This window comes from Neomesorhizobium albiziae, assembly GCF_900114255.1.
GTDB classification, from domain to species: Bacteria; Pseudomonadota; Alphaproteobacteria; order Rhizobiales; family Rhizobiaceae; genus Neomesorhizobium; species Neomesorhizobium albiziae.
Genome location: NZ_FOSL01000008.1, coordinates 31,758 through 56,082 on the forward strand (window position 1 = coordinate 31,758; position 24,325 = coordinate 56,082).

The 24,325-nt window shown below is 62.5% G+C and carries 17 protein-coding genes; 15 read left to right on the forward strand and 2 right to left on the reverse strand.

The window, feature by feature from the left end; all coding sequences use genetic code 11:
• Positions 1 to 148: 148 nt before the first annotated feature.
• The 9 genes from F3H98_RS14450 to bglA all read left to right on the forward strand — a co-directional run bounded on the left by F3H98_RS14450 (position 149) and on the right by bglA (position 15,158).
• Positions 149 to 1,213 (forward strand): ABC transporter permease, encoded by a 1,065-nt coding sequence (locus F3H98_RS14450; protein WP_149760856.1) that lies wholly within the window; start codon positions 149 to 151, stop codon positions 1,211 to 1,213.
• Positions 1,210 to 1,992 (forward strand): ATP-binding cassette domain-containing protein, encoded by a 783-nt coding sequence (locus F3H98_RS14455; protein ID WP_188130432.1) that lies wholly within the window; start codon positions 1,210 to 1,212, stop codon positions 1,990 to 1,992. Before F3H98_RS14450 ends, F3H98_RS14455 begins: the two co-directional genes overlap by 4 nt.
• A 124-nt stretch (positions 1,993 to 2,116) precedes the next feature.
• On the forward strand, positions 2,117 to 4,585 hold the full coding sequence (locus F3H98_RS14460; protein ID WP_149760857.1) for a glycogen/starch/alpha-glucan phosphorylase: 2,469 nt from the start codon (positions 2,117 to 2,119) through the stop codon (positions 4,583 to 4,585).
• Between the two features lie 61 nt (positions 4,586 to 4,646).
• Positions 4,647 to 6,863 carry a 1,4-alpha-glucan branching protein GlgB gene (glgB, locus tag F3H98_RS14465; protein ID WP_149760858.1) on the forward strand — a complete coding sequence of 739 codons (2,217 nt, stop codon included), beginning with the start codon at positions 4,647 to 4,649 and terminating at the stop codon, positions 6,861 to 6,863.
• Between the two features lie 18 nt (positions 6,864 to 6,881).
• Entirely contained in the window at positions 6,882 to 8,144 is a 1,263-nt protein-coding gene (gene glgC, locus F3H98_RS14470) for a glucose-1-phosphate adenylyltransferase (RefSeq protein ID WP_149760859.1), read from the forward strand.
• A 2-nt stretch (positions 8,145 to 8,146) separates the two neighbouring features.
• Positions 8,147 to 9,598, forward strand: coding sequence for a glycogen synthase GlgA (glgA, locus tag F3H98_RS14475; RefSeq protein ID WP_149760860.1), 1,452 nt, complete (start codon positions 8,147 to 8,149; stop codon positions 9,596 to 9,598).
• Entirely contained in the window at positions 9,595 to 11,223 is a 1,629-nt protein-coding gene (locus tag F3H98_RS14480; RefSeq protein ID WP_149760861.1) for an alpha-D-glucose phosphate-specific phosphoglucomutase, read from the forward strand. Before glgA ends, F3H98_RS14480 begins: the two co-directional genes overlap by 4 nt.
• Before the next feature lie 271 nt (positions 11,224 to 11,494).
• Positions 11,495 to 13,483 (forward strand): glycogen debranching protein GlgX, encoded by a 1,989-nt coding sequence (glgX, locus tag F3H98_RS14485; protein ID WP_149760862.1) that lies wholly within the window; start codon positions 11,495 to 11,497, stop codon positions 13,481 to 13,483.
• Between the two features lie 46 nt (positions 13,484 to 13,529).
• Entirely contained in the window at positions 13,530 to 15,158 is a 1,629-nt protein-coding gene (gene bglA / locus F3H98_RS14490) for a beta-galactosidase BglA (RefSeq protein ID WP_149760863.1), read from the forward strand.
• Between the two features lie 6 nt (positions 15,159 to 15,164).
• Here bglA and F3H98_RS14495 read toward each other — a convergent pair whose 3' ends face one another.
• Both F3H98_RS14495 and F3H98_RS14500 read right to left on the reverse strand, forming a co-directional pair.
• Positions 15,165 to 16,955, reverse strand: a complete 1,791-nt coding sequence (locus tag F3H98_RS14495) for a TadG family pilus assembly protein (protein WP_149760864.1) — start codon at positions 16,953 to 16,955, stop codon at positions 15,165 to 15,167.
• Positions 16,952 to 17,269, reverse strand: coding sequence for a hypothetical protein (locus F3H98_RS14500; protein WP_342211614.1), 318 nt, complete (start codon positions 17,267 to 17,269; stop codon positions 16,952 to 16,954). Before F3H98_RS14500 ends, F3H98_RS14495 begins: the two co-directional genes overlap by 4 nt.
• A gap of 26 nt (positions 17,270 to 17,295) precedes the next feature.
• On the opposite strand from F3H98_RS14500, the gene F3H98_RS31765 reads away from it, so the two are divergent.
• The 6 genes from F3H98_RS31765 to F3H98_RS14525 all read left to right on the forward strand — a co-directional run bounded on the left by F3H98_RS31765 (position 17,296) and on the right by F3H98_RS14525 (position 24,294).
• Complete coding sequence (locus tag F3H98_RS31765; protein WP_244621740.1) at positions 17,296 to 17,433, forward strand: hypothetical protein; 138 nt, start codon at positions 17,296 to 17,298, stop codon at positions 17,431 to 17,433.
• Positions 17,434 to 17,822: 389 nt separating this feature from the next.
• Positions 17,823 to 19,412, forward strand: a complete 1,590-nt coding sequence (locus tag F3H98_RS14505; RefSeq protein WP_149760865.1) for a peptide ABC transporter substrate-binding protein — start codon at positions 17,823 to 17,825, stop codon at positions 19,410 to 19,412.
• Positions 19,413 to 19,484: 72 nt separating this feature from the next.
• Positions 19,485 to 20,408, forward strand: a complete 924-nt coding sequence (locus tag F3H98_RS14510) for an ABC transporter permease subunit (RefSeq protein ID WP_149760866.1) — start codon at positions 19,485 to 19,487, stop codon at positions 20,406 to 20,408.
• Complete coding sequence (locus F3H98_RS14515) at positions 20,401 to 21,537, forward strand: ABC transporter permease (RefSeq protein WP_149760867.1); 1,137 nt, start codon at positions 20,401 to 20,403, stop codon at positions 21,535 to 21,537. The genes F3H98_RS14510 and F3H98_RS14515 overlap by 8 nt, the downstream gene beginning before the upstream one ends.
• A gap of 2 nt (positions 21,538 to 21,539) precedes the next feature.
• Positions 21,540 to 23,159 carry an ABC transporter ATP-binding protein gene (locus F3H98_RS14520; protein ID WP_149760868.1) on the forward strand — a complete coding sequence of 540 codons (1,620 nt, stop codon included), beginning with the start codon at positions 21,540 to 21,542 and terminating at the stop codon, positions 23,157 to 23,159.
• A gap of 253 nt (positions 23,160 to 23,412) precedes the next feature.
• A complete protein-coding gene (locus F3H98_RS14525; protein ID WP_149760869.1) occupies positions 23,413 to 24,294 on the forward strand; it encodes a hypothetical protein in 882 nt (293 codons plus the stop codon).
• The last annotated feature ends 31 nt before the right edge of the window (positions 24,295 to 24,325 follow it).

The window sequence follows — 24,325 nt, forward strand, 5'->3', positions numbered from 1 at the left end:
AACATCACCAAAAGGGCCGGGGCTTGATCCCCGGCCGGTTTGGGCGGACGATGCGATTGCCGTCCGCCCGACACATGCGGCGCCAGACCGATGACGCGGCGGTGTTGATCCCGTGCGCTCTCGATCGCGCTCAGGTTGGAGGAAAGAAATGGCCCAGGCTCAGGAATTCGAGAAGGTGCTGTCGGATAGCGACAAGAGCGTCGCATCTTTCGACGAACACGGCGTATCGCTGCTGAGGCGGGTCCAGCATTTCCTGCATGGAAATCCGGCGGCTGTGCCGCTGATCGTCCTGGTGCTGTCGATCATCATCTTCGGCGTAGCCATCGGCGGCCGCTTTTTCTCCTCCTACACCTTGACGCTCATCCTGCAGCAGATTGCCGTCGTGGGCATCCTGGGTGCGGCGCAAACCCTGGTCATCCTGACGGCGGGCATTGACCTGTCTATCGGCGTGGTCATGGTGATCTCTGCAGTGGTTATGGGCAATTTCGCCGTAGGCTACGGCTGGCCGGCGATCATCGCCGTTCCCGTCGGTCTGCTGGTCGGCGCGCTGTGCGGGCTGCTGAACGGGGCTCTTGTCGCCTATGTTAAGCTGCCGCCTTTCATCGTGACGCTGGGCACGTGGAACGTCATCATGGCGACGAACTTTATCTACTCCGCCAACGAGACGATCCGCGAGGCAGACGTTTCCGCACAAGCGCCTTTGCTGCATCTGTTCGGCACCAGTTTCAAGGTCGGGAACGCGGTGCTGACCCTCGGCGTGATCGCCATGGTCATCCTGGTGCTTGTCCTCTGGTACGTGCTCAATCACACCGCCTGGGGCAGGCATGTCTACGCGGTCGGCGACGATCCCGAAGCAGCAAAGCTCTCCGGCATCCAGACCAAAAAAGTTCTGATGGCGGTCTATTCGCTGGCCGGGCTGATTGCCGCGTTCGCGGCCTGGGTCGCCATCGGCCGCAATGGTTCGATCTCGCCGTCCTGGGCGGTGACCGACTACAATCTCCAGGCGATCACCGCGACGGTGATCGGGGGTATCTCGCTGTTCGGCGGGCGCGGCTCGATCCTCGGCACGCTGTTCGGCGCCATGATCGTGGGTGTCGTGTCTATGGGGCTGAACATGCTCGGCGCCGACCCGCAGTGGAAAGTGTTCCTGACCGGCGTGCTCATCATCGGCGCCGTCGCCATCGACCAGTGGATCAGAAAGGTATCGGCATGAGCGTCCAGCCCCTTCTCACCGCGCGCGGTCTCGTCAAGCGTTATGGCCGCGTCATCGCGCTCAACAATGCCGATTTCGATCTCTATCCCGGCGAAATCCTCGCCGTCATAGGCGACAACGGCGCCGGAAAATCCTCGCTCATCAAGGCGATCTCCGGGGCCGTCAATCCCGACGAGGGCGAAATCCAGCTCGAAGGCAAGACGGTGCAGTTCCGTTCGCCGATGGAAGCGCGCGACGCCGGCATCGAGACCGTCTACCAGAACCTGGCGCTGTCGCCGGCCCTGTCGATCGCCGACAACATGTTCCTCGGCCGCGAGATCCGCAAACCCGGCATCGCCGGCTCGCTGTTCCGCATGCTCGACCGTTCGACGATGGAAAAGCGGGCGCGCGACAAGCTTACCGAACTCGGCCTGATGACCATCCAGAACATCAGCCAGTCGGTCGAAACACTCTCCGGCGGCCAGCGGCAGGGTGTTGCGGTGGCGCGCGCCGCCGCCTTCGGCTCGAAGGTCGTCATCATGGACGAACCGACGGCAGCACTCGGTGTCAAGGAATCCCGTCGCGTCCTGGAACTCATCCTCGACGTCAAGAAGCGAGGCATGCCGATCGTGCTGATCTCGCACAACATGCCGCACGTATTCGAGGTGGCGGACCGCATCCATATCCATCGGCTCGGCCGCCGCCTCACAGTCATCGACCCGAAACAGTACACAATGTCCGACGCTGTCGCGTTCATGACCGGTGCCAAGAAGCCGCCGGAAGAGGCGCTCGCGGCGTGAGTTGAAGCAAACGCATGGCAGGCGCGGCAATTTCGCGTTTCCAAATCGATTGAATCCCCGCTAGTCTTTAGACCGGGAGGAAGAGGATGGTGGTTGTGGCCACCGGCAGAAACGGAACGACTGAATGACCTTGGCGCCAAACTCTGAACTCCTGAGGCCAATCCTGCACAATTCCGATCCAAAGACCCTCGCAACAGAAATTCTGAAGAGCCTGACCTATCGGCTGGGCAAGGATACGAGCGTTGCCACTCCGCACGACTGGCTGACCGCCTCGATCAAGGTGGTGCGCGACCGCATCATCGAGCGCTGGATCGAGTCGACCAAGTCGGCCTACGAGCAGAAGGAAAAGCGGGTCTATTACCTGTCGCTCGAATTCCTCATCGGCCGCCTCATGCGCGACGCCTTCTCCAACATCGGCATGCTGGACAATATGCGCGAGGCGCTTGCCCTGCTCGGCGTCGAACTCGACGTGATCGCAAAGTTGGAACCTGATGCCGCACTCGGCAATGGCGGCCTTGGCCGTCTGGCCGCCTGCTTCATGGAAAGCATGGCTACCGTCGACGTGCCGGCGCATGGCTACGGCATCCGCTATGTCCACGGCCTGTTCCGGCAGGAGTTTTCAGATGGCTGGCAGGTCGAATTGCCCGAAACCTGGCTCGACCACGGCAATCCGTGGGAATTCGAGCGCCGCGAGCGCTCTTTCGAGGTGGGGTTCGGCGGCACCGTCGAATCCGTGACCTCGAAGGACGGGCGCCTGGAGCGTCATGTCTGGAAGCCGTCGGAGCGCGTGCTGGCGGTTGCCTACGACACGCCTGTAGTCGGCTGGCGCGGCGAACGCGTCAATACGCTGCGGCTGTGGTCGGCCATGCCGGTCGATCCGATCCTGCTCGAGGCCTTCAACGCCGGCGACCACATCGGGGCGATGCGCGAAAGCAACAAGGCGGAAGTTCTCACCCAGGTGCTCTATCCGGCGGATTCGCATCTCGCCGGCCAGGAACTGCGGCTGCGGCAGGAATATTTCTTCTCCGCCGCTTCGCTCGAGGACATCGTCCAGCGGCATCTCAGCCAATATGGCGAATTGCTGTCGCTGCCGGACAAGGCCGCGATCCATCTCAACGACACCCATCCCGCTGTCGCGGTCGCCGAGCTGATGCGGCAGCTGATGGACGCCCATGGCATCGATTTCGACACCGCCTGGGACCTGACCAAGCGCACCTTCGCTTACACAAACCACACGCTGCTGCCGGAAGCGCTGGAAAGCTGGCCGGTGCCGCTGTTCGAGCGGCTTCTGCCGCGCCATATGCAGATCGTCTACGCGATCAACGCGCAGGTGCTGCTGGAGGCACGTGCCGCCCAGAAGTTCGACGGAGAGCAGATCGGTCGTATCTCGCTGATCCACGAAGGGTCTGACCGTCGCGTGCGCATGGGCAACCTGGCCTTCGCCGGCTCGCATTCGATCAACGGCGTCTCGGCGCTGCACACGGACCTGATGAAGGAAACCGTGTTCGCCGATCTTCACCGGCTCTACCCCGGCCGCATCAACAACAAGACCAACGGCATCACGCCGCGCCGCTGGCTGATCCAGTGCAATGCCGGCCTGACCAACCTTGCCCGCGAGGCGATCGGCGATGCCTTCCTCGACGACGTCAATCTTCTGTCGGGTCTCGACCCTTTGGCCGACGATGCGGCGTTCCGTGAAAAGTTCGCCGCCGTCAAGCGCGCCAACAAGCAGCGCCTGTCCAGCCTGGTCGGCGAGCGGCTCGGCATCAAGGTCGATCCGTCGGCCCTGTTCGATATCCAGATCAAGCGCATCCACGAATACAAACGCCAGCTCCTGAACATCGTCGAGGCGGTGGCGCTCTACGACCAGATCCGCTCTCACCCGGAAAAAGACTGGGAGCCGCGGGTGAAGTTCTTCGGCGGCAAGGCGGCGCCCAGCTACCACAACGCCAAACTGATCATAAAACTCGCAAACGATGTCGCCCGCGTGATCAACCGTGATCCGGCGGTGCGCGGGCTGCTGAAGATCGTCTTCATCCCCAACTACAATGTCAGCCTGGCCGAGATCATGGTGCCGGCGGCCGACCTGTCGGAACAGATCTCGACCGCCGGCATGGAGGCGTCGGGCACCGGCAACATGAAGTTCGCGTTGAACGGCGCCATCACCATCGGCACGCTCGACGGCGCCAATGTCGAGATCAAGGAGCGCGTCGGCGACGACAACATTGTCATCTTCGGCCTGACGGCGGCCGAGGTCGCCGAACGCCGCGCCAATGGCTACAAGCCGCGCGACATCATCGAGGGCTCGCCGGAATTGGCGCAGGCGCTGTCGGCAATCGCCTCCGGTGTCTTTTCGCATGACGACCCCGACCGTTACCGTGACCTGATCAACGGCATCTACGACAACGACTGGTTCATGGTCGCCGCCGACTTCGACGCCTTCACCGCAGCGCAGCGCAAGGTGGATTCGATCTGGAGGAACAGCCCGGAATGGCAGGCCAAGGCGATCCGCAATGTCGCGCGGGTCGGGTGGTTCTCGTCGGATCGCACGATCCGTCAATATGCCAGCGAAATCTGGAACGTTCCCGTCTGAGGGAATTGTCCAGGCGGCGAAGAAAAGCTTACTGTTGAGGCGGGGGAGGGAAACGGTCTGCATGAAGAAAGCCCGCGCTAGCGTCGCGAACAGGGAAGTGCCGGATTTGACGGCCGTTTCCGACATCGCGGCGATCGTCGCGGGCACGCATGGCGACCCGTTTTCGGTGCTCGGGGTGCAATCCGCCGACAAGGGATTGTTGGCCCGCTGCTTCATCCCGCATGCCGAAACCGTCACCGCCTTCACGCTGGCCGGCAAATCCGCCGGTGAGCTCGCCCGGCGCGATGATGCCGGCTTCTTCGACGGCAAGCTGTCGATCCGCAAGCGTCAGCCCTTGCGCTACCACGCCCGCAATGCCGGCGGCGAATGGTGGGTGACCGATGCGTATTCGTTCGGTCCGGTGCTCGGTCCGATGGACGACTACTACATCGCGGAAGGTTCGCATCACAGGCTCTTCGACAAGCTCGGCGCCCACCTCATCGCTCATGAAGGCGCGTCGGGCGTGCATTTCGCCGTCTGGGCGCCAAACGCGCGCCGCGTCTCCGTGGTCGGCGATTTCAACGACTGGGACGGCCGCCGCCATGTCATGCGCCTGCGCAGGGATACCGGTATCTGGGAAATCTTCGTGCCGGATATCGGCGAGGGGCGTCCCTACAAATTCGAGATCGTCGGGGCGGACGGCCAGCCTGTACCGCTGAAAGCCGACCCGTTCGCCTTCCGCTCGGAATTGCGGCCGGCCACCGCTTCGGTCACCATGGCGCCGCTCAGGCACCAATGGAACGACCAGGCGCATCGCGCCTACTGGAGGACCGCCGACCATCGCCGCGAGCCGATCTCGATCTACGAGGTCCACGCCGGCTCCTGGCAGCTTGCCGACGATGGCAGCTTTCTCTCGTGGGACGATCTCGGCAACCGGCTGATCCCCTATGTTGCCGAGACGGGCTTTACCCATATCGAGTTCCTGCCGATCACCGAACATCCCTACGACCCGTCCTGGGGTTACCAGACCACGGGCCTTTATGCGCCAACCGCGCGCTTCGGCGATCCCGAAGGGTTCGCACGCTTCGTCGACGGCGCCCACCAGGCCGGCATCGGCATCATACTGGACTGGGTGCCGGCGCATTTCCCGGTCGACGCGCACGGGCTGGCGCGTTTCGATGGCACCGCGCTCTACGAGCACGACGATCCGCGCAAAGGGTTCCATCCCGACTGGAATACCGCGATCTACAATTTCGGCCGCCGTGAGGTGATTTCCTACCTCGTCAACAACGCCGTCTTCTGGGCCGAAAAATATCACCTCGACGGATTGCGCGTCGATGCGGTCGCCTCGATGCTTTACCTCGATTATTCGCGCAAGCAGGGCGAATGGATCCCTAACGAGAAGGGCGGCCGCGAGAACCTCGAGGCGGTCAGCTTCCTGCAGCGCATGAACAAGGAAGTCTACGGCGCCCACCCCGGCGTCATGACCATCGCCGAGGAATCCACTTCCTGGCCGAAGGTGTCGCAGCCAGTGCATGAAGGCGGGCTGGGCTTCGGCTTCAAATGGAACATGGGCTTCATGCACGACACGCTCGACTACCTGTCGCGCGAGCCGGTCTACCGCAAGCACCACCACAACGAGATCACCTTCGGGCTGCTCTACGCTTTCAGCGAAAATTTCGTGCTGCCCATCTCTCATGACGAGGTCGTGCATGGCAAAGGCACGCTGATCGGCAAGATCGCCGGCGACGACTGGCAGAAGTTCGCCACGCTGCGCGCCTACTACGCCTTCATGTGGGGCTATCCCGGCAAGAAACTCTTGTTCATGGGCCAGGAGTTCGCCCAGCGCGCCGAGTGGAACGAGGCGAAGTCGCTCGACTGGCACTTGCTGGAACACGCGCCGCATCGCGGCATGCGCCAGCTCGTGCGCGATCTCAACTACCTCTACCGCTCGCGGCCGGCGCTGCATGCTCGCGACTGCGAGCCGGACGGCTTTTCCTGGCTGGTCGTCGACGACAACCAGAATTCGGTCTTCGCCTGGCTGCGTACCGCACCCGATGGCAATCCCGTCGCGGTGATCTCCAACTTCACGCCGGTGCCACGCGAAAACTATCGCGTGCCGCTGCCGAAGGCTGGTATCTGGCGCGAGATCGTGAACACCGACGCGACCGTTTACGACGGTTCGGGCCAAGGCAATGGCGGCCGTGTGGAAGCCGTCGAGGAGGGCGAAGGCGGCGCGTATGCGGCGATGCTTTTGCCGCCGCTGGCGACGATCATGCTGGAATTTGTTCTGGAGTAGCAGACCTGGGAGGGTTTTATGGAGGCAAAGAAGAACCAGCCGCTGGCGCGTGACGCCATGGCCTATGTTCTGGCCGGCGGGCGCGGCAGCCGGCTGAAGGAGCTGACCGACCGGCGCGCCAAGCCGGCGGTCTATTTCGGCGGCAAGACCCGCATCATCGACTTCGCGCTCTCCAACGCCCTGAACTCCGGCATCCGCCGCATGGGCGTCGCCACCCAGTACAAGGCGCATTCGCTGATCCGCCATCTGCAGCGCGGCTGGAACTTCCTGCGGCCCGAGCGAAACGAGAGTTTCGATATCCTGCCTGCCAGCCAGCGCGTTTCCGAAACGCAGTGGTATGAAGGCACCGCCGACGCGGTGTACCAGAACATCGACATCATCGAGGCCTACGACCCCGAATACATGGTCATCCTCGCCGGCGATCACATCTACAAGATGGACTACGAGCTGATGCTGCGCCAGCACGTCGAAGCCAAGGCAGACGTCACCGTCGGCTGCCTGGAAGTGCCGCGCATGGAAGCCACCGGCTTCGGCGTCATGCATGTCGACGAGAAGGATAACATCATCGCCTTCGTCGAAAAGCCCGCGGATCCGCCTGGAATTCCGGACAAGCCGGAATTCGCGCTGGCCTCGATGGGCATCTATGTCTTCAAGACCAAGTTCCTGATGGACCAGTTGCGCCGCGACGCGGCCGAGCCCGGTTCCAGCCGTGATTTCGGCAAGGACATCATCCCCTACATTGTAGAGCACGGCAAAGCCGTGGCGCACCGTTTTGCCAAGTCGTGCGTGCGCTCGACATCGGAGGCCCAGGCCTACTGGCGCGACGTCGGCACCATCGACGCTTATTGGGAAGCCAATATCGACTTGACGGACATCACGCCCGAGCTCGATCTCTACGATCGCGACTGGCCGATCTGGACCTACGCCGAGTTGAAGCCGCCGGCAAAGTTCGTCCACGACGAGGATGGCCGGCGCGGTTCGGCGGTGTCGTCGCTGGTCTCAGGCGATTGCATCGTTTCGGGCGCAGCACTCAAGCGCAGCCTGATCTTCACCGGCGCCCGCATCAATTCCTACGCCAAGCTGGAAGATGTGGTCATGCTTCCCGACTGTCATGTCGGCCGCAGCGCTTCGCTGAAGCGCGTCGTCATCGACCATGGCGTGAGAATACCCGAAGGTCTTGTGGTTGGCGAGGACCCGGTGCTCGACGCCAAGCGGTTCCGCCTTTCGGAAAAGGGCATCTGCCTGATCACGCAGGACATGATCAACAAGCTGGAGGCCTGAACATGGACGTGCTTTCGGTGACATCGGAGGTCTATCCGCTGGTCAAGACCGGCGGCCTGGCCGATGTCGCCGGCGCGTTGCCGCTGGCGCTCGCAGGGCAGGGCGTTCATGTCCGCACGCTCTTGCCAGGCTATCCCGTGGTGCGCGGCCAGTTGAAGCGCAAGAAGCCCGTCCACCAATATGCGGACCTGCATGGCGGCAAGGCGTCGATCCTCCCGGTTCAGATCGCCGGGCTCGACCTTTTCGTTCTCGACGCGCCGCATTTGTTCGACCGTGTCGGCGGCCCCTACGGCGACACCACCGGCGCCGACTGGCCAGACAATGCGCGGCGCTTCGCAGCACTCAGCCGCGCCGGCGCTGACATCGCCGCTGGCGTCGTTTCGGGCTATGCGCCGACGCTCGTCCATGCGCATGACTGGCAGGCGGCGATGACGCTGGCTTACATGCGTTACGGGGCGGCTTCCGCACTGCCGAGTGTCATGACCGTGCACAATCTTGCTTTCCAGGGGCAGTTTCCTGCCAGTGTCTTCCCGCTGCTCGGCCTGCCGCCGCAAGCGATGGCGCTCGACGGTGTCGAATATTACGGCGGCGTCGGTTTCCTGAAGGCCGGGCTTCAGGCGGCGTCCGCCATCACCACGGTCAGCCCTACCTATGCGCAGGAGATCCGCACCCCGGAATTCGGCATGGGTCTCGATGGTCTCGTCAATCTGCGCGCCGGCGACCTGCACGGCATTGTCAACGGCATCGATACCGGTATCTGGAATCCCGCCACCGACACGCATCTTGCTGAAACCTATTCGGCGCGGTCGCTGAAGGGGCGCCAGGCCAACAAGCGCGCCATCGAGGAACGTTTCGGCCTCGACCGCGACGACGGCCCGATTCTCTGTGTGGTCAGTCGCCTCACCTGGCAGAAGGGCATGGACATGCTGGTCGCGGCGATCGACGCCCTTGCCGGCATGGGCGTCAGGCTGGCGGTGCTCGGCGCTGGCGACCAGGCGTTGGAAGGCGGCCTGCTTGCGGGTGCGGCGCGCCACCGCGGCCGTGTCGGCGTCGTCATCGGCTATGACGAAGGCCTGTCGCATCTGATGCAGGGCGGTTCCGACGCCATCGTCATTCCCTCACGCTTCGAACCTTGCGGCCTCACCCAGCTTTACGGGCTGCGCTATGGTTGCGTGCCGATCGTGGCGCGTACCGGCGGCCTTGCCGACACCATCGTCGACGCCAATGAGGCCGCGGTTTCGGCGGGTGCTGCGACCGGTTTCCAGTTCACGCCAGCCAATCTCGATGCCTTCCTTCACGCCGTGCATCGGGCGTTGACCATTTATGAGGCGCCTGCCTCTTGGAAGTCGCTGCAGCTTCAGGGCATGAAGGCGGACGTTTCGTGGGAAAAAAGCGCCGCGAGATATGCCGGGCTCTACCGGAAGCTCGCTTCGAAAGGACATCAGCCTGCATGATCAGAACCGTTGAAACCAAGCCTTACGACGACCAGAAGCCGGGCACGTCCGGCCTGCGCAAGAAGGTGCCGGTCTTCCAGCAGCCCAACTATGTGGAAAACTTCATCCAGTCGGTCTTCGATTCGCTCGAGGGTTTTCAGGGCAAGGAACTGGTGATCGGCGGCGACGGCCGATATTTCAACCGCGAGGTCGTCCAGATCGCCATTGCGATGGCGGCGGCCAACGGCTTCGGTTCGGTCATCGTCGGGCGCGGCGGCATCCTCTCGACGCCGGCTGCCTCGAACATCATCCGCAAATACAACGCATTCGGCGGCCTCGTCCTGTCGGCAAGCCACAATCCGGGCGGCCCGCACGAGGATTTCGGCATCAAATACAACATCGGCAATGGCGGCCCGGCCCCGGAAAAGATCACCGACGCGATCTTCGCCCGCACCAAGGCGATCGCCAGCTACAAGATCGCCGACATCGATGCCATCGACATCGACAGGATCGGCGAATTCGATGCCGGTGGCATGAAGGTGAAAATCATCGACCCGGTCGCCGACTACGCCGAACTGATGGAAAGCCTGTTCGATTTCGACGCCATCCGCGCCAATTTCAAATACGGTTTCCGCATGGCTTTCGATGCCATGCATGCGGTGACCGGGCCCTATGCCAAGGAGATATTGGAGCTGCGCCTCGGCGCTCCCAAGGGCACCGCTCGCAACTTCAAGCCGCTGCCGGATTTCGGCGGCCATCACCCCGACCCCAACCTCGTCCATGCCAAGCATCTCTATGACGAGATGATGGGACCGGACGCGCCGGATTTCGGCGCCGCTTCCGATGGCGACGGCGACCGCAACCTGATCATCGGCAAGGGAATTTTCGTCACGCCGTCCGATTCGCTGGCGATCCTGGCGGCCAACGCGCATCTGGCGCCCGGCTACGCCAAGGGCCTGAAAGGCATCGCCCGTTCGATGCCGACCAGCGGCGCCGCCGACCGGGTCGCCGAAAAGCTCGGCATCGGCATGTACGAGACGCCGACCGGCTGGAAGTTCTTCGGCAATCTGCTCGACGCCGGCATGGCAACGATCTGCGGCGAGGAAAGTGCCGGCACCGGCTCCGACCATGTGCGCGAGAAGGATGGGCTCTGGGCTGTGCTTCTGTGGCTCAATATCCTCGCCATCCGCGGCGAGAGCGCCAAGCAGATCGTCGAGGAGCATTGGGCGACCTACGGCCGCAATTATTACTCCCGCCACGATTATGAAGAAGTTGAGACGGCGCGCGCCAATGCGCTGATGGATGCGCTTCGCGGCAAGCTCGGCTCGCTGCCGGGAACCAGCGTCGGCGACCTGAAGATCGCCGCCGCTGACGACTTCCAGTACGACGATCCCGTTGACGGCTCGGTCTCGAAGAACCAGGGCATCCGCGTCATGTTCGAGGGTGGCTCGCGTGTCGTGTTCCGGCTTTCCGGCACGGGCACGTCGGGCGCGACGCTGCGGGTCTACATCGAACGCTACGAACCCAAGGACGGCAATCTCGGCCTGGAAACCCAGTCCGCGCTTGCCGACCTGATCGCTGCCGCCGAGACGCTTGCCGGCATCCATGCCCACACCGGCCGCAACAAGCCGACGGTGATCACTTGAGGCAGTTGATGACAGCCAATCTCCCCCCTTGTGGGGGAGGGCTATCGCATATGGGATCTGTCTTCCCCCACTCCGGCCCTTCGGGCCACCTCTCCCCCCTCCGGAGGGAGAGGAAGGGAGCCCCGGCATGGCGGCCGGCGCTTCCTCTCCCCCGTCGATCGGGGGAGAGGTGGTTTGCAAAGCAAACCGGAGTGGGGGTCGACCACTCATATGCGATAGCCCTGCCCTGTGGGGGGAGATTGGCTGTCATCACTGGCGGCGCTTTTATCTGATGAGTTTTCGTCTGCGCTTTGGCGCCACCGCCACCAGCGATGACGTTCGTTTCTCCGTCTGGTCCAGCGCCGCAAGACGCAACTGGGTATCTCTGTTCGATGATCGCGGCGACCGCGAGGTCGACCGGCTCGAATTCGAAGCGATAGGCGAAGGCGTTCATGCCCTGTTTGTTCCCGGCCTCTCCGCCGGCACGCGCTACGGTTATCGCTGTGATGGTGACTACGACCCGGCCCGCGGCCTGTGGTTCGATCCCGACAAGCTGTTGGTCGATCCCTACGCTATGGCCATCGACCGACCCTACATCTACGATCCGCGGTTGGCGGCGAAGCGGGGCGAGGGTGGCGACACCGCGTCATTGATGCCGAAGGCCGTGGTCCAGGCGCCATTCGCGCCGGTGGCTAACAGCGAACCGGTCTTCAAACCCGGCGGCCTTATCTACGAGCTGAATGTCCGCTCCTTCACCATGCTCCATCCGCAGGTTCCGGAAAAGCTGCGCGGCACCGTCGCTGCACTCGCCCATCCTGCGGTCATCGAACACCTGCAAAAGCTTGGCGTGTCGGCAGTCGAATTGATGCCGGTCACCGCATGGATCGACGAGCGGCACCTGCCGCCACTCGGCCTCTCCAACGCATGGGGCTACAACCCGGTGACGTTCATGGCGCTCGACCCGCGCCTGGCGCCGGGCGGGCTGGCCGAGTTGCGCGACACGGTCTCTGCCCTGCGAGCGGCAGGCATCGGCGTCATTCTCGACCTTGTTTTCAACCACACCGGCGAAAGCGATGAGTTCGGCCCGACGCTTTCGCTGCGCGGGCTCGATAACTCAGCCTACTACCGGCACGCGCACGACGGTTCTCTGGTCAACGACACCGGCACCGGCAACACGCTGGCGACCCAGCATCCGGTGGTACGCGAACTCATCCTCGATACGCTCCGACACTTCGCCCTCAACGCCGGCGTCGACGGTTTTCGCTTCGACCTGGCGACGATCCTCGGCCGCGGCGAAGACGGCTTCGATCCGGATGCGCCGTTGCTGCGTGAAATCCGCGACGATCCCGTGCTGTCGAACCGTATACTGATCGCCGAGCCCTGGGACATCGGTCCCGGCGGCTACCAGTTGGGCAACTTCGCCAAACCGTTCCTCGAATGGAACGACCGCTACCGTGACGATGTCCGCCGCTTCTGGCGCGGCGATCGCGGCATGATCGGCCAGCTTGCGACGCGGCTTGCCGGCTCGTCCGATGTGTTCGCCGGAAAAACCCGGACGGTCAATTTCATCGCCGCCCATGATGGCATGGCGCTGGCCGACATGGTCGCTTACGAACGCAAGCACAACGAAGCCAATGGCGAGGGCAACCGCGACGGCCACAACGACAATATCTCCTGGAACAATGGCGTCGAAGGCGAAACCGGCGATCCCAAAATTGCGGAGGCGCGCCGCCGCGACGTGAAGGCGCAGCTCGCGACGCTGTTTGCCTCGCGCGGCGCCATCATGCTTACCGCTGGCGACGAGTTCGGCCGCACCCAGCATGGCAACAACAACGCCTATGCGCAGGACAATGCCGTCACCTGGCTCGACTGGGCCGGCCGCGATGTCGAGCTCGAAGCGTACGCGTTCGCGCTTGCCGCCTTGCGCCGATCGATGCCTGGCCTGACCGATGTTGCCTTGCTCACCGGAACGCCCAAGGCCGGCGATGGCGTTGCCGATGTCGAATGGTTCTCCGAAACCGGCAGCGTGCTGACCGAAGCCGAATGGAACGATCCCTCTCGGCATCGGATGACGATGGTGCTCGCTTCGGGCGAAGAACGTCTGGCCGTCCTCGTCAATGGCGACCGGCGTTCGACGGTCTTTTCGCTGTGGCCGCGAAGCGGCTATGCATGGGAAATGATGGTGCCTGCCGGTGGGAACGTCGGACATGTCGCCGGGGAAAGCGCCTGGCGCCTGCCGGGCCGCACGGTTGCCTTCGCTTGCGAACGGCAGTCCGGATGATGTCGCCGGGGTATGGGCCAAAAAGGAACAGGCCAAAGGAACGGGAATGACTGCGACGGACAACGCGGACTGGTGGCGGGGAGCCACGATCTATCAGGTCTATCCACGCTCTTTCCAGGATTCGACCGGCGACGGCAGCGGCGATCTCGCCGGCATTACCGCGCGTCTTTCTCATATCGCCTCGCTGGGCGTCGATGCCGTCTGGCTATCGCCGTTCTTCAAATCGCCGATGGCCGACATGGGCTACGACGTGTCGGACTATTGCGCCGTCGATCCGATGTTCGGCACGCTTGCGGATTTCGACGCGCTGATTGCCGAGGCGCATCGGCTCGGCCTGAAAATCATCATCGACCAGGTGCTGTCACACACCTCCGACCAGCACCCCTGGTTTGTCGAGAGCAGGAAGAGCCGCGACAACGAGAAGGCGGACTGGTTCGTATGGGCCGATCCGAAGCCGGATGGCGCCGCGCCCAACAACTGGCTGTCGGTTTTCGGCGGGCCCGCCTGGGAGTGGGATTCCACGCGCCGGCAATATTACATGCACAATTTCCTTGCCGCGCAGCCGGACCTCAACTTCCACAATCCGGATGTGCAGGACGCGCTCCTGGAAACCGTCCGTTTCTGGCTGGAGCGCGGCGTCGACGGATTCCGGCTGGATACGGTGAACTACTACGTCCACGACCGCTGGCTGCGCCAGAACCCGCCGCTCGCCGAGGCTGCTGCCGGCACCTTGTCGGAGACCAATCCCTATCTCTACCAGTACCACCTCTTCGACAAGACACAGCCCGAGAACCTGGATTTCCTGAAGCGCTTCCGCGCCCTGCTTGACGAATTCGGCGCTCGTGCGTCGGTCGGCGAAGTCGGCGACGAGTGGCGTTCCCTGCAGACGGTCGCCGCGTACACCGAGGGCGGCGAGCGCCTTCATATGTGCTACACCTTCGACCTGCTTGGCCCGGCATTTTCCCCCGCGCATGTGCGCGGCTGCGTCGAAGCGTTCGAGACGGCCGTCGCCGACGGCTGGATCTGCTGGGCGTTTTCCAACCACGACGTGATGCGGCATGTGTCGCGCTGGACGGCAACAGGCGGCGACCTCGACGCGACCGCGAAATTCTCGATCGCGCTGCTTGCCTCGCTGCGCGGCTCGATCTGCCTTTATCAGGGCGAAGAGCTGGGGCTCCCCGAGGCCGAACTTTCCCAGGAGGAATTGCGCGACCCCTATGGCATCCGCTTCTGGCCGGCCTTCAAGGGCAGGGACGGCTGCCGCACCCCGATGGTCTGGGAGGCGGCGAAACCCTACGGCGACTTTTCAACCGCGAAGCCGTGGCTGCCGGTCCCCGAAAACCATCTTGCCCGCGCCGCCGACGCACAGAATGCCGATGCGAACTCGGTGCTTCACCATTACAGGCGGGCGCTAGCCTTCCGAAGGGAGCATCCCGCACTGGTGAGCGGCGCCATCGCGTTTCTCGATGCGGCGGACGACATTCTTGCCTTCACGCGCAGCGTCGACGGAGAAACCCTGCTCTGTGTCTTCAATTTTTCCCCGCAGCCGGCGACCTGGCCGCTGCCTGCGAACATCGGCGCCGCGCTGCCGCTCGATGCCCCCGGAAATGGGGAGATAGGCGAAGGCGAAATCGTACTGCCCGGATTTGGCTTCAGCTTCGCGCGGCTTGGCTGACGCCGATCACTGGACGAGAACGGATCGTCCGCAGGTGGCCGCGGTGACGCGCACATCCGCCTCGCCGATCTTGATCCCGAGCGCCGAAAGCACCGTGTAAAGCAGGCTGTCGACAGAGGAGGTCACCGGAGTTATCGCGTCGAGGACCGCCGGCCTGACGGTCGCCAGCAGCGGAGTGAGGTCGAGCGGCAGGTTGAGCAGGTTGGCGCTCAGTTTCAGTTCGTTGAGCAGTGATCGCGTCAGCGACCGGGTGACATCGCGCGTCGACACCGTCTTGATCGCCCGCTCGTCGATGTCCTCCCGATCGAACTCCAGCGTCTGCGGCTGCAGGTTGCCGATATCGATCCTGGCCATGCCGTTTACCGCGAGCAGCGGTATCGACAGCAGCAAAAGCTGGATCTTCACTTCCGCGATCTTCGCCGGCTTGAACGAAAGGTCGCGGGTGAAATCCGCAAAACCGGTGCCGTCGATCTCTGCGATGCGCAGTTCGGCCACGCCCGGCCGCGCCGCGATCTGCACCTTCAGGCTCTCCGGTCGCCCGGTCGGGCAACTCACCTTGGTCAGCTTGGCCTCCGCATAGGCGAGCTCCATATAGATCGGCAGCCGAACCGACAACAGGGAGACGCCCCCGCCCAGATTGTCGTTCGGCCTGCCGACATCGACCGTGAGCTTCAGCCGCGTCTGCGCGGTGCGCACCAGATCGCCTGCATGCCCGATCGAAAAGAATGGCGAATGTTGCGGCGGCTCTCCGACCGCCACGTTCAGCGTCACATTGAGGACGCCGGGCAGGGCCGCGCCGAGATTGAGGTCGACCTGCTTACCGTTGCCGGCGATCGCAGCGCTGGCGGAAAGGATTTCCATGATGCTCGCCGCCGCCCCGAAGCCGGCGCCGTGATTGCCGACCGCCACGCGCCCGGCCTGCCCGAGATCGAGCAGGTGAGTGAGCGGTATTTCGGCTGCGTTGGCCGGCTCGCGCGCGGCGATGGCCTGCAGCGCGAGTTTCGCCGTGTCGCTGACGCCATCGACGGCCGCGAGTGCGGTCGCGATCTGCCCGACCGTGGCTTTCGCTTCGAGCACTTCGTCATAGGTCGCGGCGGTGAGATGGAGGTTCGTAGCAAGCGCGTCGACGAATTTCAGCACCTCGACATCGGCGGCGATCAGCGCTTCGTAATCCATCACCTTCAGCGAGACGGTGGTGCCCAGCAACCCGCCCAGAAGCGCGTTGAGCATGCCTCCGTTGAGGCTCGCCAGCCGCGAACCGATCGAAAAGGCTGCTGCCGCTGGTGCGCTTGCCGTTGCCGAAGCGCCGAGCGTCGGCGGGTCCATCAGCAGCTTGCCGAAATACATCGTTCCGGTTTTCTGAAGCGCGACCTCCACCGCGTTGCTGGGCAAGGCTCCGGGCTGGAACCGTTCGTCGGCCGGAACCTCCGGGTCGGGATCGTAGCGCCCCGTCTTCAACGACACGGCGACGGCCCTGGGGCCGCCATTGCCGATCGCGACGCCCGCCGGCATCGGGCTGCCGACCACCGTGATGTCGGTCATGCCGTTGTCGCGCAGGGTGGTGATGACGGCCGCTTCCGCATTGGCGATGTTTGCGCTGGCGGTGATTGCGGCGAGATCGGCCAGTGCCTGCACCTGGCGGCGTTCATAATAGAGCGACCCTTCGTCGATCGCGAATGCGGCAAGCGTGATGGCTATCGGGGCGGTCAGCGCGCCGAGCGTGGCGAAATTGCCGGACCGGTCCCCGAGAAGGCCGGTGAACCGACGCCATGCCGGGTGCCTCGCGCAGTCCGTCATATTCCGCCCACCCGTATGGTCGACTGGCGCGCAATCGTCATGCCGGGCATCGTCAGGCCGGGAAGGAGGTTCCAGATCGGCAACTCGCGGGCGTCGTAGCTGATCGTCACGACGAACTGTCTGCCGTTGTCCATGCTGTCGCCCGTTTCGGCCGTCAGTTTGCTGGCGTCGACGAAGACGTAGCCGTCGGCATGGCGCTCAAGAAAGTCGGCCCAGGGTCTGGCGCTCGGTTTCGTCGAGGCCCGCGATGGCGACGCGCGCGGCGTCGGCAGCGATCTGCTGAACCGAATGACTGGCGCCGAAATAGATGCCATAGGCGATCATCCCCAGGAAAAGGAGGATGAAAATCGGGAACAGCAGCGCGAACTCGATGGCCGCAGTGGCGGAAGTGTTCCGCAGGAAAAAAGCCTTTGCCGATTTTGCCAGCTTTGTGCTCATGGCAGCCAGTATGGCTGCGGCCCGTTCACGATCGGCTTAAACCGGGCACAACCTATGCGTGCTTCGACGCGAAACCTTCATAAATTTCAAGGCGTCGAAACATTTTGAAATATCGCCGTGATGGTTGTGCCCGCAACTTTATTCCGAAAGAGCATGAAATTCGCTCGCGCTCGCCATCTTCGGTTGAGCGATGCCAGCCGATGGGGTAGCCCGGCTCGCGAGCAGGACGCGGCTGGATGAAGCGGTCTTCCTCCCGCTTTGTGGTAGGTCCGCGGCGCCGGGAAGCCATGCTGGCTGCCGCTAGGTAAGCCGGCGCGAGGCTTGCTAAAATGTCGCGTTTGCGACGGAATCTGTGTTGCTTTGGGCAATTCTGTGATGATAATCGCCCAGCGTCGGCTCAGGGCCGACCAAAAAATGGGAGTGTAAAAAATGCATAAGTTCCTCAGGGCGACCATGCTCGCGACGAGCCTGGTCGTGGCGGGCGGCGCGTTCATGACGCCGGCTTTCGCCGAAGTCGTCTACAACCGCGGCAACTCCGCCGATCCGGAATCGCTCGACCCGCACAAGACCTCGACTGTGTACGAAGCGCACATTCTGCGCGACCTGTTCGAAGGCCTGGTGATGCAGGATCAGAAGGCTGACGTTATTCCCGGCGCCGCCGAAAGCTGGACAGTGTCCGACGACGGCCTGGTCTACACGTTCAAGCTGCGTTCCGGTGGCGTATGGTCGGACGGCAGCCCGGTGACCGCCGAAGACTTCGTCTATTCCTTCCGCCGCCTTGAAGATCCGGCAACGGGCGCCGAGTACGCCTCGATGCTCTACGTCATCAAGAACGGCGAGGAAGTGAACACCGGCAAGGCGAAGCCGGAAGAGATGGGCGTCAAGGCGATCGATGCTTCGACGCTGGAGATCACGCTCAAGGCGCCGACCCCGTATTTCCTTGAGATGCTGACCCACCAGTCGGCCTATCCGGTCAACAAGGCCGCCATCGACAAGCTTGGCGCCGACTGGATCAAGCCGGGCAATCTGGTGTCCAACGGTGCCTACACGCTGGCCGAATTCGTGCCGAACGACCACATCAAGCTCACCAAGAATGCGAAGTTCCACGACGCCGCCAACGTCAAGATCGACGTTGTGAACTACATCCCGACGGAAGACCGCTCGACCGCCATGAAGCGTTTCGAAGCCGGCGAGCTCGATTCCAACGACGACATCCCGACCGAGCAGATGGCCGACCTGAAAGCCAAATTCGGCGATCAGCTGCGCATCGGCGCCTATCTCGGCACCTATTATTACGCCATCAAGACCGACAAGGCCCCGTGGGATAACCCGAAGCTGCGCAACGCGATTTCCGAGGCTATCGACCGCGACTTCCTGGCCGAAAAGGTCTGGCAGAATTCGATGATCCCTGGCTACTCAATGGTGCCTCCGGGCATCGAGGGTTATAGCCCGGCGCTCGCTTCCTTCGCCGAGAAGTCGCAGATCGACCGTGAGGAAGAGGCGTCGAAGGTCCTGGCTGAACTGGGCTACGGCCCGGACAAGCCGCTGAAGATGGAAATCCGCTACAACACGTCGGAAAACCACAAGAACACCGCCGTCGCCATCCAGGAGCAGCTGAAGCCGCTCGGCATCGAGGTGTCCTTGCTCAACACCGACACCAAGACCCACTACGGTCACCTGGAGCAGAAGGGCGACTTCGATGTCGCACGCGCAGGCTGGATCGCCGACTACAAGGATCCCGAAACCTTCCTCGGCATCTCCCGCAAGGCGAGCGGCAACAACTACTCCAACTACAACAGCCCGGCCTACGAAGCTGCGATGGACAAGGCAGCCGCTGCCGGCGGCAAGCCGGAGGAGCGCCTCAAGCTTCTCTCCGACGCCGAGCGCATCCTGATCGACGACGTCGGCCAGATCCCGCTCCTCTACTACAGCTACAAGAACCTGGTCTCCTCGAAGCTGAAGGGCTTCGACGAGAACGTGATGGACGTGCATCCGACACGCTTCGTCAGCAAGGACTAAGCCCTTGGCGAACCGCCGCTTCCCCAAAACGGGAGGCGGCGGCTTCCGTCCAACCAGGAAGGGGCTGCCGTTATGCTGCTCTACGTGCTCAGGCGGCTTTTGACCGCGATACCGACGCTATTCGTCATCGTAACACTGGCGTTTTTCCTGATGCGTGTGGCCCCCGGCGGGCCGTTCAATCAGGAACGCGGTTTGAGCCCCGAAATCCGGGCCAATCTGGAAGCGCAGTTCGGTCTCGGCGACCCGCTCTGGCTCCAATACGTCAATTATCTGAACAATCTGCTGCACGGGAATTTCGGGCCGAGCTACAATCTGCCTGACTTCACCGTCACCGAACTCTTCGCCGCCGGCCTGCCGATTTCGGCCCAGCTCGGCGCGTCGGCGCTGATCCTTGCCCTGCTGCTGGGCAGCATGCTCGGCATCATCGCCGCGCTGAACCAGAACAAGGTGGGCGACTATACGGTCATCGCCATCGCGACGGCCGGCAGCACCATCCCGACCTTCGTCATCGCGCCGGTGATCCAGCTCGTGTTCGGCCTGACCTGGCACCTGCTGCCCATAGGCGGCTGGGGCGATGGCGCGCTGCTCAACAAGATCGGGCCGATCCTCACGCTCGCCTTGCCGCAGATGGCAATCGTGGCGCGCCTGATGCGCGGCTCGATGATCGAATCCCTGCGCTCGCACCATATCCGCACGGCGCGCGCCATGGGCCTGTCCGACTGGTCGGTGGTCGTGAAGCATGCCTTGCGCGGCGCGGTCCTGCCCATTGTCTCTTTCGCGGGTCCCGCCGCTGCCGCCCTGCTCACCGGCTCGGTCATCGTCGAAACCATCTTCTCGATCCCCGGCGTCGGACGTTATTTCGTCGAGGCGGCGCTCAACCGCGACTACACGTTGGTCATGGGCACCGTGGTCGTCATCGCCATCTTCACCATTTTGTTCAACCTGATCGTCGACATCATGTATGCCGTCGTGGATCCGAGGGTGCGCTATGACTGACGTCACCGCAGCCCCAACACCCGCAGCCGCCAAGGCGGTCGTCGGACGTTCGCTCTGGGGCGATGCCTGGGCGCGCCTGAAGGCCAACAAGGCCGCCATGATCAGCCTCTATTACCTGGTCTTCATGGCGGTGATCTGCGTCGTCGGCCCGTATTTCGTGCCGCATCTCTATACCACAATCTATCCCGACTACGTCCGCACGGCGCCGAGCTTCTCGCCCTATCCGCGGGCCGAAACGATCGAGACTTCGCTCGGCGACGCGGTCAAGCGCATGCGCGTCGACATCAAGGAATGGCATCAGGAAGGCGACCGGGTTTTTGTCACCGTCACTTCCTCCAAGAAGGTTGACGAACGCAACGTCCGCTACCTCGAGCGCTCCGACGCCTTCGACAACGTCACCATCGACAGCACCTCGCCCGACGGCCTCGAAATGGTGATGAGCGCCTCGGTCAAGCAGCAGTATTTCCTGTTCGGCACCGACAATGTCGGCCGCGATCTCCTGTCGCGAACGCTGATGGCCGGGCGCATATCGCTTGCCATCGGCCTGCTTGCCGGCATCGTCGCCGTCGTCATCGGCGTTATCTACGGTGCCACCGCCGGCTTCATCGGCGGAAAGACCGACGAGATCATGATGCGCATCGTCGACGTCCTTTATTCGCTGCCGTTCATCTTCTTCGTCATCATGCTGGTGGTGTTCTTCGGGCGAAACTTCATCCTGATGTTCCTCGCCGTCGGAGCGGTGCTCTGGCTCGACATGGCGCGCATCGTGCGCGGCCAGGCGCTCTCCATCCGCAGGCAGGAATATGTGCAGGCGGCGGAAGCCATGGGGGTTTCGACGCGCGGCATCGTGCGCCGCCACGTCATCCCCAATCTGCTCGGGCCGGTGGTCATCTACATGACGCTCCTGGTGCCGCAGGTGATCCTGCTGGAAAGCTTCCTGTCGTTCCTCGGCCTCGGCGTCCAGGAACCGATGACCAGCTGGGGCGTGCTGATCTCGGCCGGCGCCAAGAACATCGGCACGGCGAACTGGCTTCTGCTTTTCCCGGCATTCTTCCTCGTGTCGACGCTGTTTGCGCTGAATTTCATCGGCGACGGCCTGCGCGACGCGCTTGACCCCAAGGACCGGTAACCATGAGCACTCCAGAAACCGTCCTTTCCGTCAACGACCTGCGCGTCCGCTTCCGCACGCTCGACGGCGTTGTCGAGGCTGTGAAAGGCATCAACCTCAAGGTCGGCGCCGGCGAAACCGTCGCCATCGTCGGCGAGTCCGGCTCGGGCAAGAGCCAAACCATGATGGCGGCGATGCGCCTGCTCGCCTCCAACGGCGAGGCGACCGGGAGCGTCGACTATCGCGGCCGCAATCTGCTTACGCTCTCCAAGTCCGGCCTCAACGAGGTTCGCGGCCGCAAGATCACCATGATCTTCCAGGAGCCGATGACCTCGCTCGACCCGCTCTACACGATCGGCAACCAACTGATCGAGCCGATCCAGCGCCACCGCAAGCTCGGCGCCGCGGCGGCCCGCGAGGAGGCGCTGAAGCTGCTCAAGCTGGTGAAGATCCCCGATCCCGAGCGGCGCATGAAATCCTACCCCTACGAAATGTCAGGCGGCCAGCGCCAGCGCGTCATGATCGCCATGGCGCTTGCCAACGATCCCGACATCCTGATCGCCGACGAGCCGACGACGGCGCTCGACGTCACCATCCAGGCGCAGATCCTGACCCTGCTTGCCGAACTGCAGCAGAAGCTCGGCATGGCGATCGTCTTCATCACCCACGATCTCGGCATCGTGCGCCGTTTCGCCGACCGCGTTTACGTGATGCGGCAGGGCGAGGTGGTCGAAGAAGGCGTCACCGAGGCGGTGTTCTCCAAGCCGACGCATCCCTACACGAAAATGCTTTTGTCGGCTGAGCCGACCGGCCGCAAGGCGCCGCCAGCGCCCAACGCGCCGATCCTTTTGCAGGGCAGGGATGTCGAGGTCGTGTTCAAGATCGGCGGCGGCTTCCTTGCCGGCGACCCGATGCTTTTGCGCGCCGTGGACCGCATCAACATTGCCCTGCGCAAGGGCCAGACCATCGGCATCGTTGGCGAATCCGGATCCGGCAAATCGACGCTCGGCCGTGCGCTATTGCGCCTGCTCGGCAGCGAAGGCTCGATCCGCTTCGAGAACCGCGATATCTCCAAGGCCGACAAGGGCGACATGCGTCCGCTGCGGCGCGAGCTCCAGCTGGTCTTCCAGGATCCGTTCGGTTCGCTGTCGCCGCGCATGACGGTCGGCCAGATCATCACCGAGGGGCTTCTCGTGCACGAGCCGTCACTGTCGGCCAAGCAGCGGGACGCGCGCGCCTGCGAGGCGCTTGAAGAGGTCGGCCTCGACCCGATCATGCGCAACCGCTACCCGCACGAATTCTCGGGCGGCCAGCGCCAGCGCATCGCCATTGCCCGCGCCATGATCCTGAAGCCCAAGGTGGTGGTGCTCGACGAGCCGACCTCCGCGCTCGACCGTTCGGTGCAGAAACAGATCGTCGAACTGTTGCGCAAGCTGCAGAAGGACCATGACCTGTCCTATCTCTTCATCAGCCACGATCTGGCCGTCGTCCGCGCCATGGCCGACTATCTGATCGTCATGAAGCAAGGCAAGATCGTCGAGGAAGGCATGACCGACGCGATCTTCGACAATCCGCGCGAGGAATACACCCAGACCCTGATGGCGGCTGCGATGGACCCGACCAAATTCAGGCTGAGCGCCTGACGCCAGGTCGCGTCGCATTTCCCGAACGCGCGTGCTCAGGGTTTACCATCCGTGGGCGATTTAAGTCTTTACACGCCGGTTAGGCCAGCAGGCGGCCATTGCGCCGCCCTTGCCGCGTGGGGTTCGCAATTCGAGCCTTGCTGTCACAATACGAAAAAAGAGTTATACTTGGTCGTTGCGTGGATATCTCGGATTGATTTCCGGGGATTACCGCTGTTGCAATTTCGGTAGGTGCATTTGCGGGGCGATCGGAATGGTCTTAGAGCCAGTTACTTTAGGAACTTTCGCCGGTCTGGCAAAGATACTTGACTATCTGCGCCCGACCCGATCGCCGTACTTGGTTGCGATTGCTACAACGTTCATATGCTTTTTATTGCTGATAAGTTTCTCATATCATATTGATAACGAAAAGATACATTACTTCCTCATTCCGGCAATAATCTTCTATGTAGCGTTCTCCATTATCCCTGTTTTTCTTTATATATTTGCAAGAGGTGTTTCAATAAGCGACGATGATAACGTGGATCTGCTTGAGCAGTTCAAATTTTCCAGATCCATATTTGTTTCGATAATTCTTATTTCGTTGTATATGATGATAACTTCTATAGAAAACATAAATTGGGTTTTTTTCATATCATATATTTTGATGATATCAAATCTTGTTGTGTTTTCCATTTATCTAATAACGAGAGAGATAGTTGAAGATACAAGCCTGAACAGAAATCTGATCCAGGTTGCGCTCATAAATGCAATGATCATTCTGCTTGTAGCTCAATATGCGCCCCAGACCAGAATAGAAGACGGAAATATATGGGTCGATTGTACGGCGTCGACAAAAGTCAACCATGATCAGGTTAATGATACAGGTGAAGTCGAGCTGGACGAGGCCGGAAAGCCGCTGCGTACCCAGTCTGATGTCGCGGTTGCCGAGTGCCTGCCATCCAAGGTTCTGATGCAGAAGGAATTTGAAAGTGGGCGGTATCCAAACGCTGTCGTAGCCGATGTTTCCACCGAGCAGCGGAGATTTTCATTCCGCTTCCTGGTCTTCATTACATCGTGGTGCCTGGCCGTGTTTTATTTTGTTTTTTGGCTGTTCAGGATTGGGTCTGTGGTGAGGTTGAGAATAATAAGCTGACGGGGCGCGGGGAGTCGTTTGGCGGCACCAA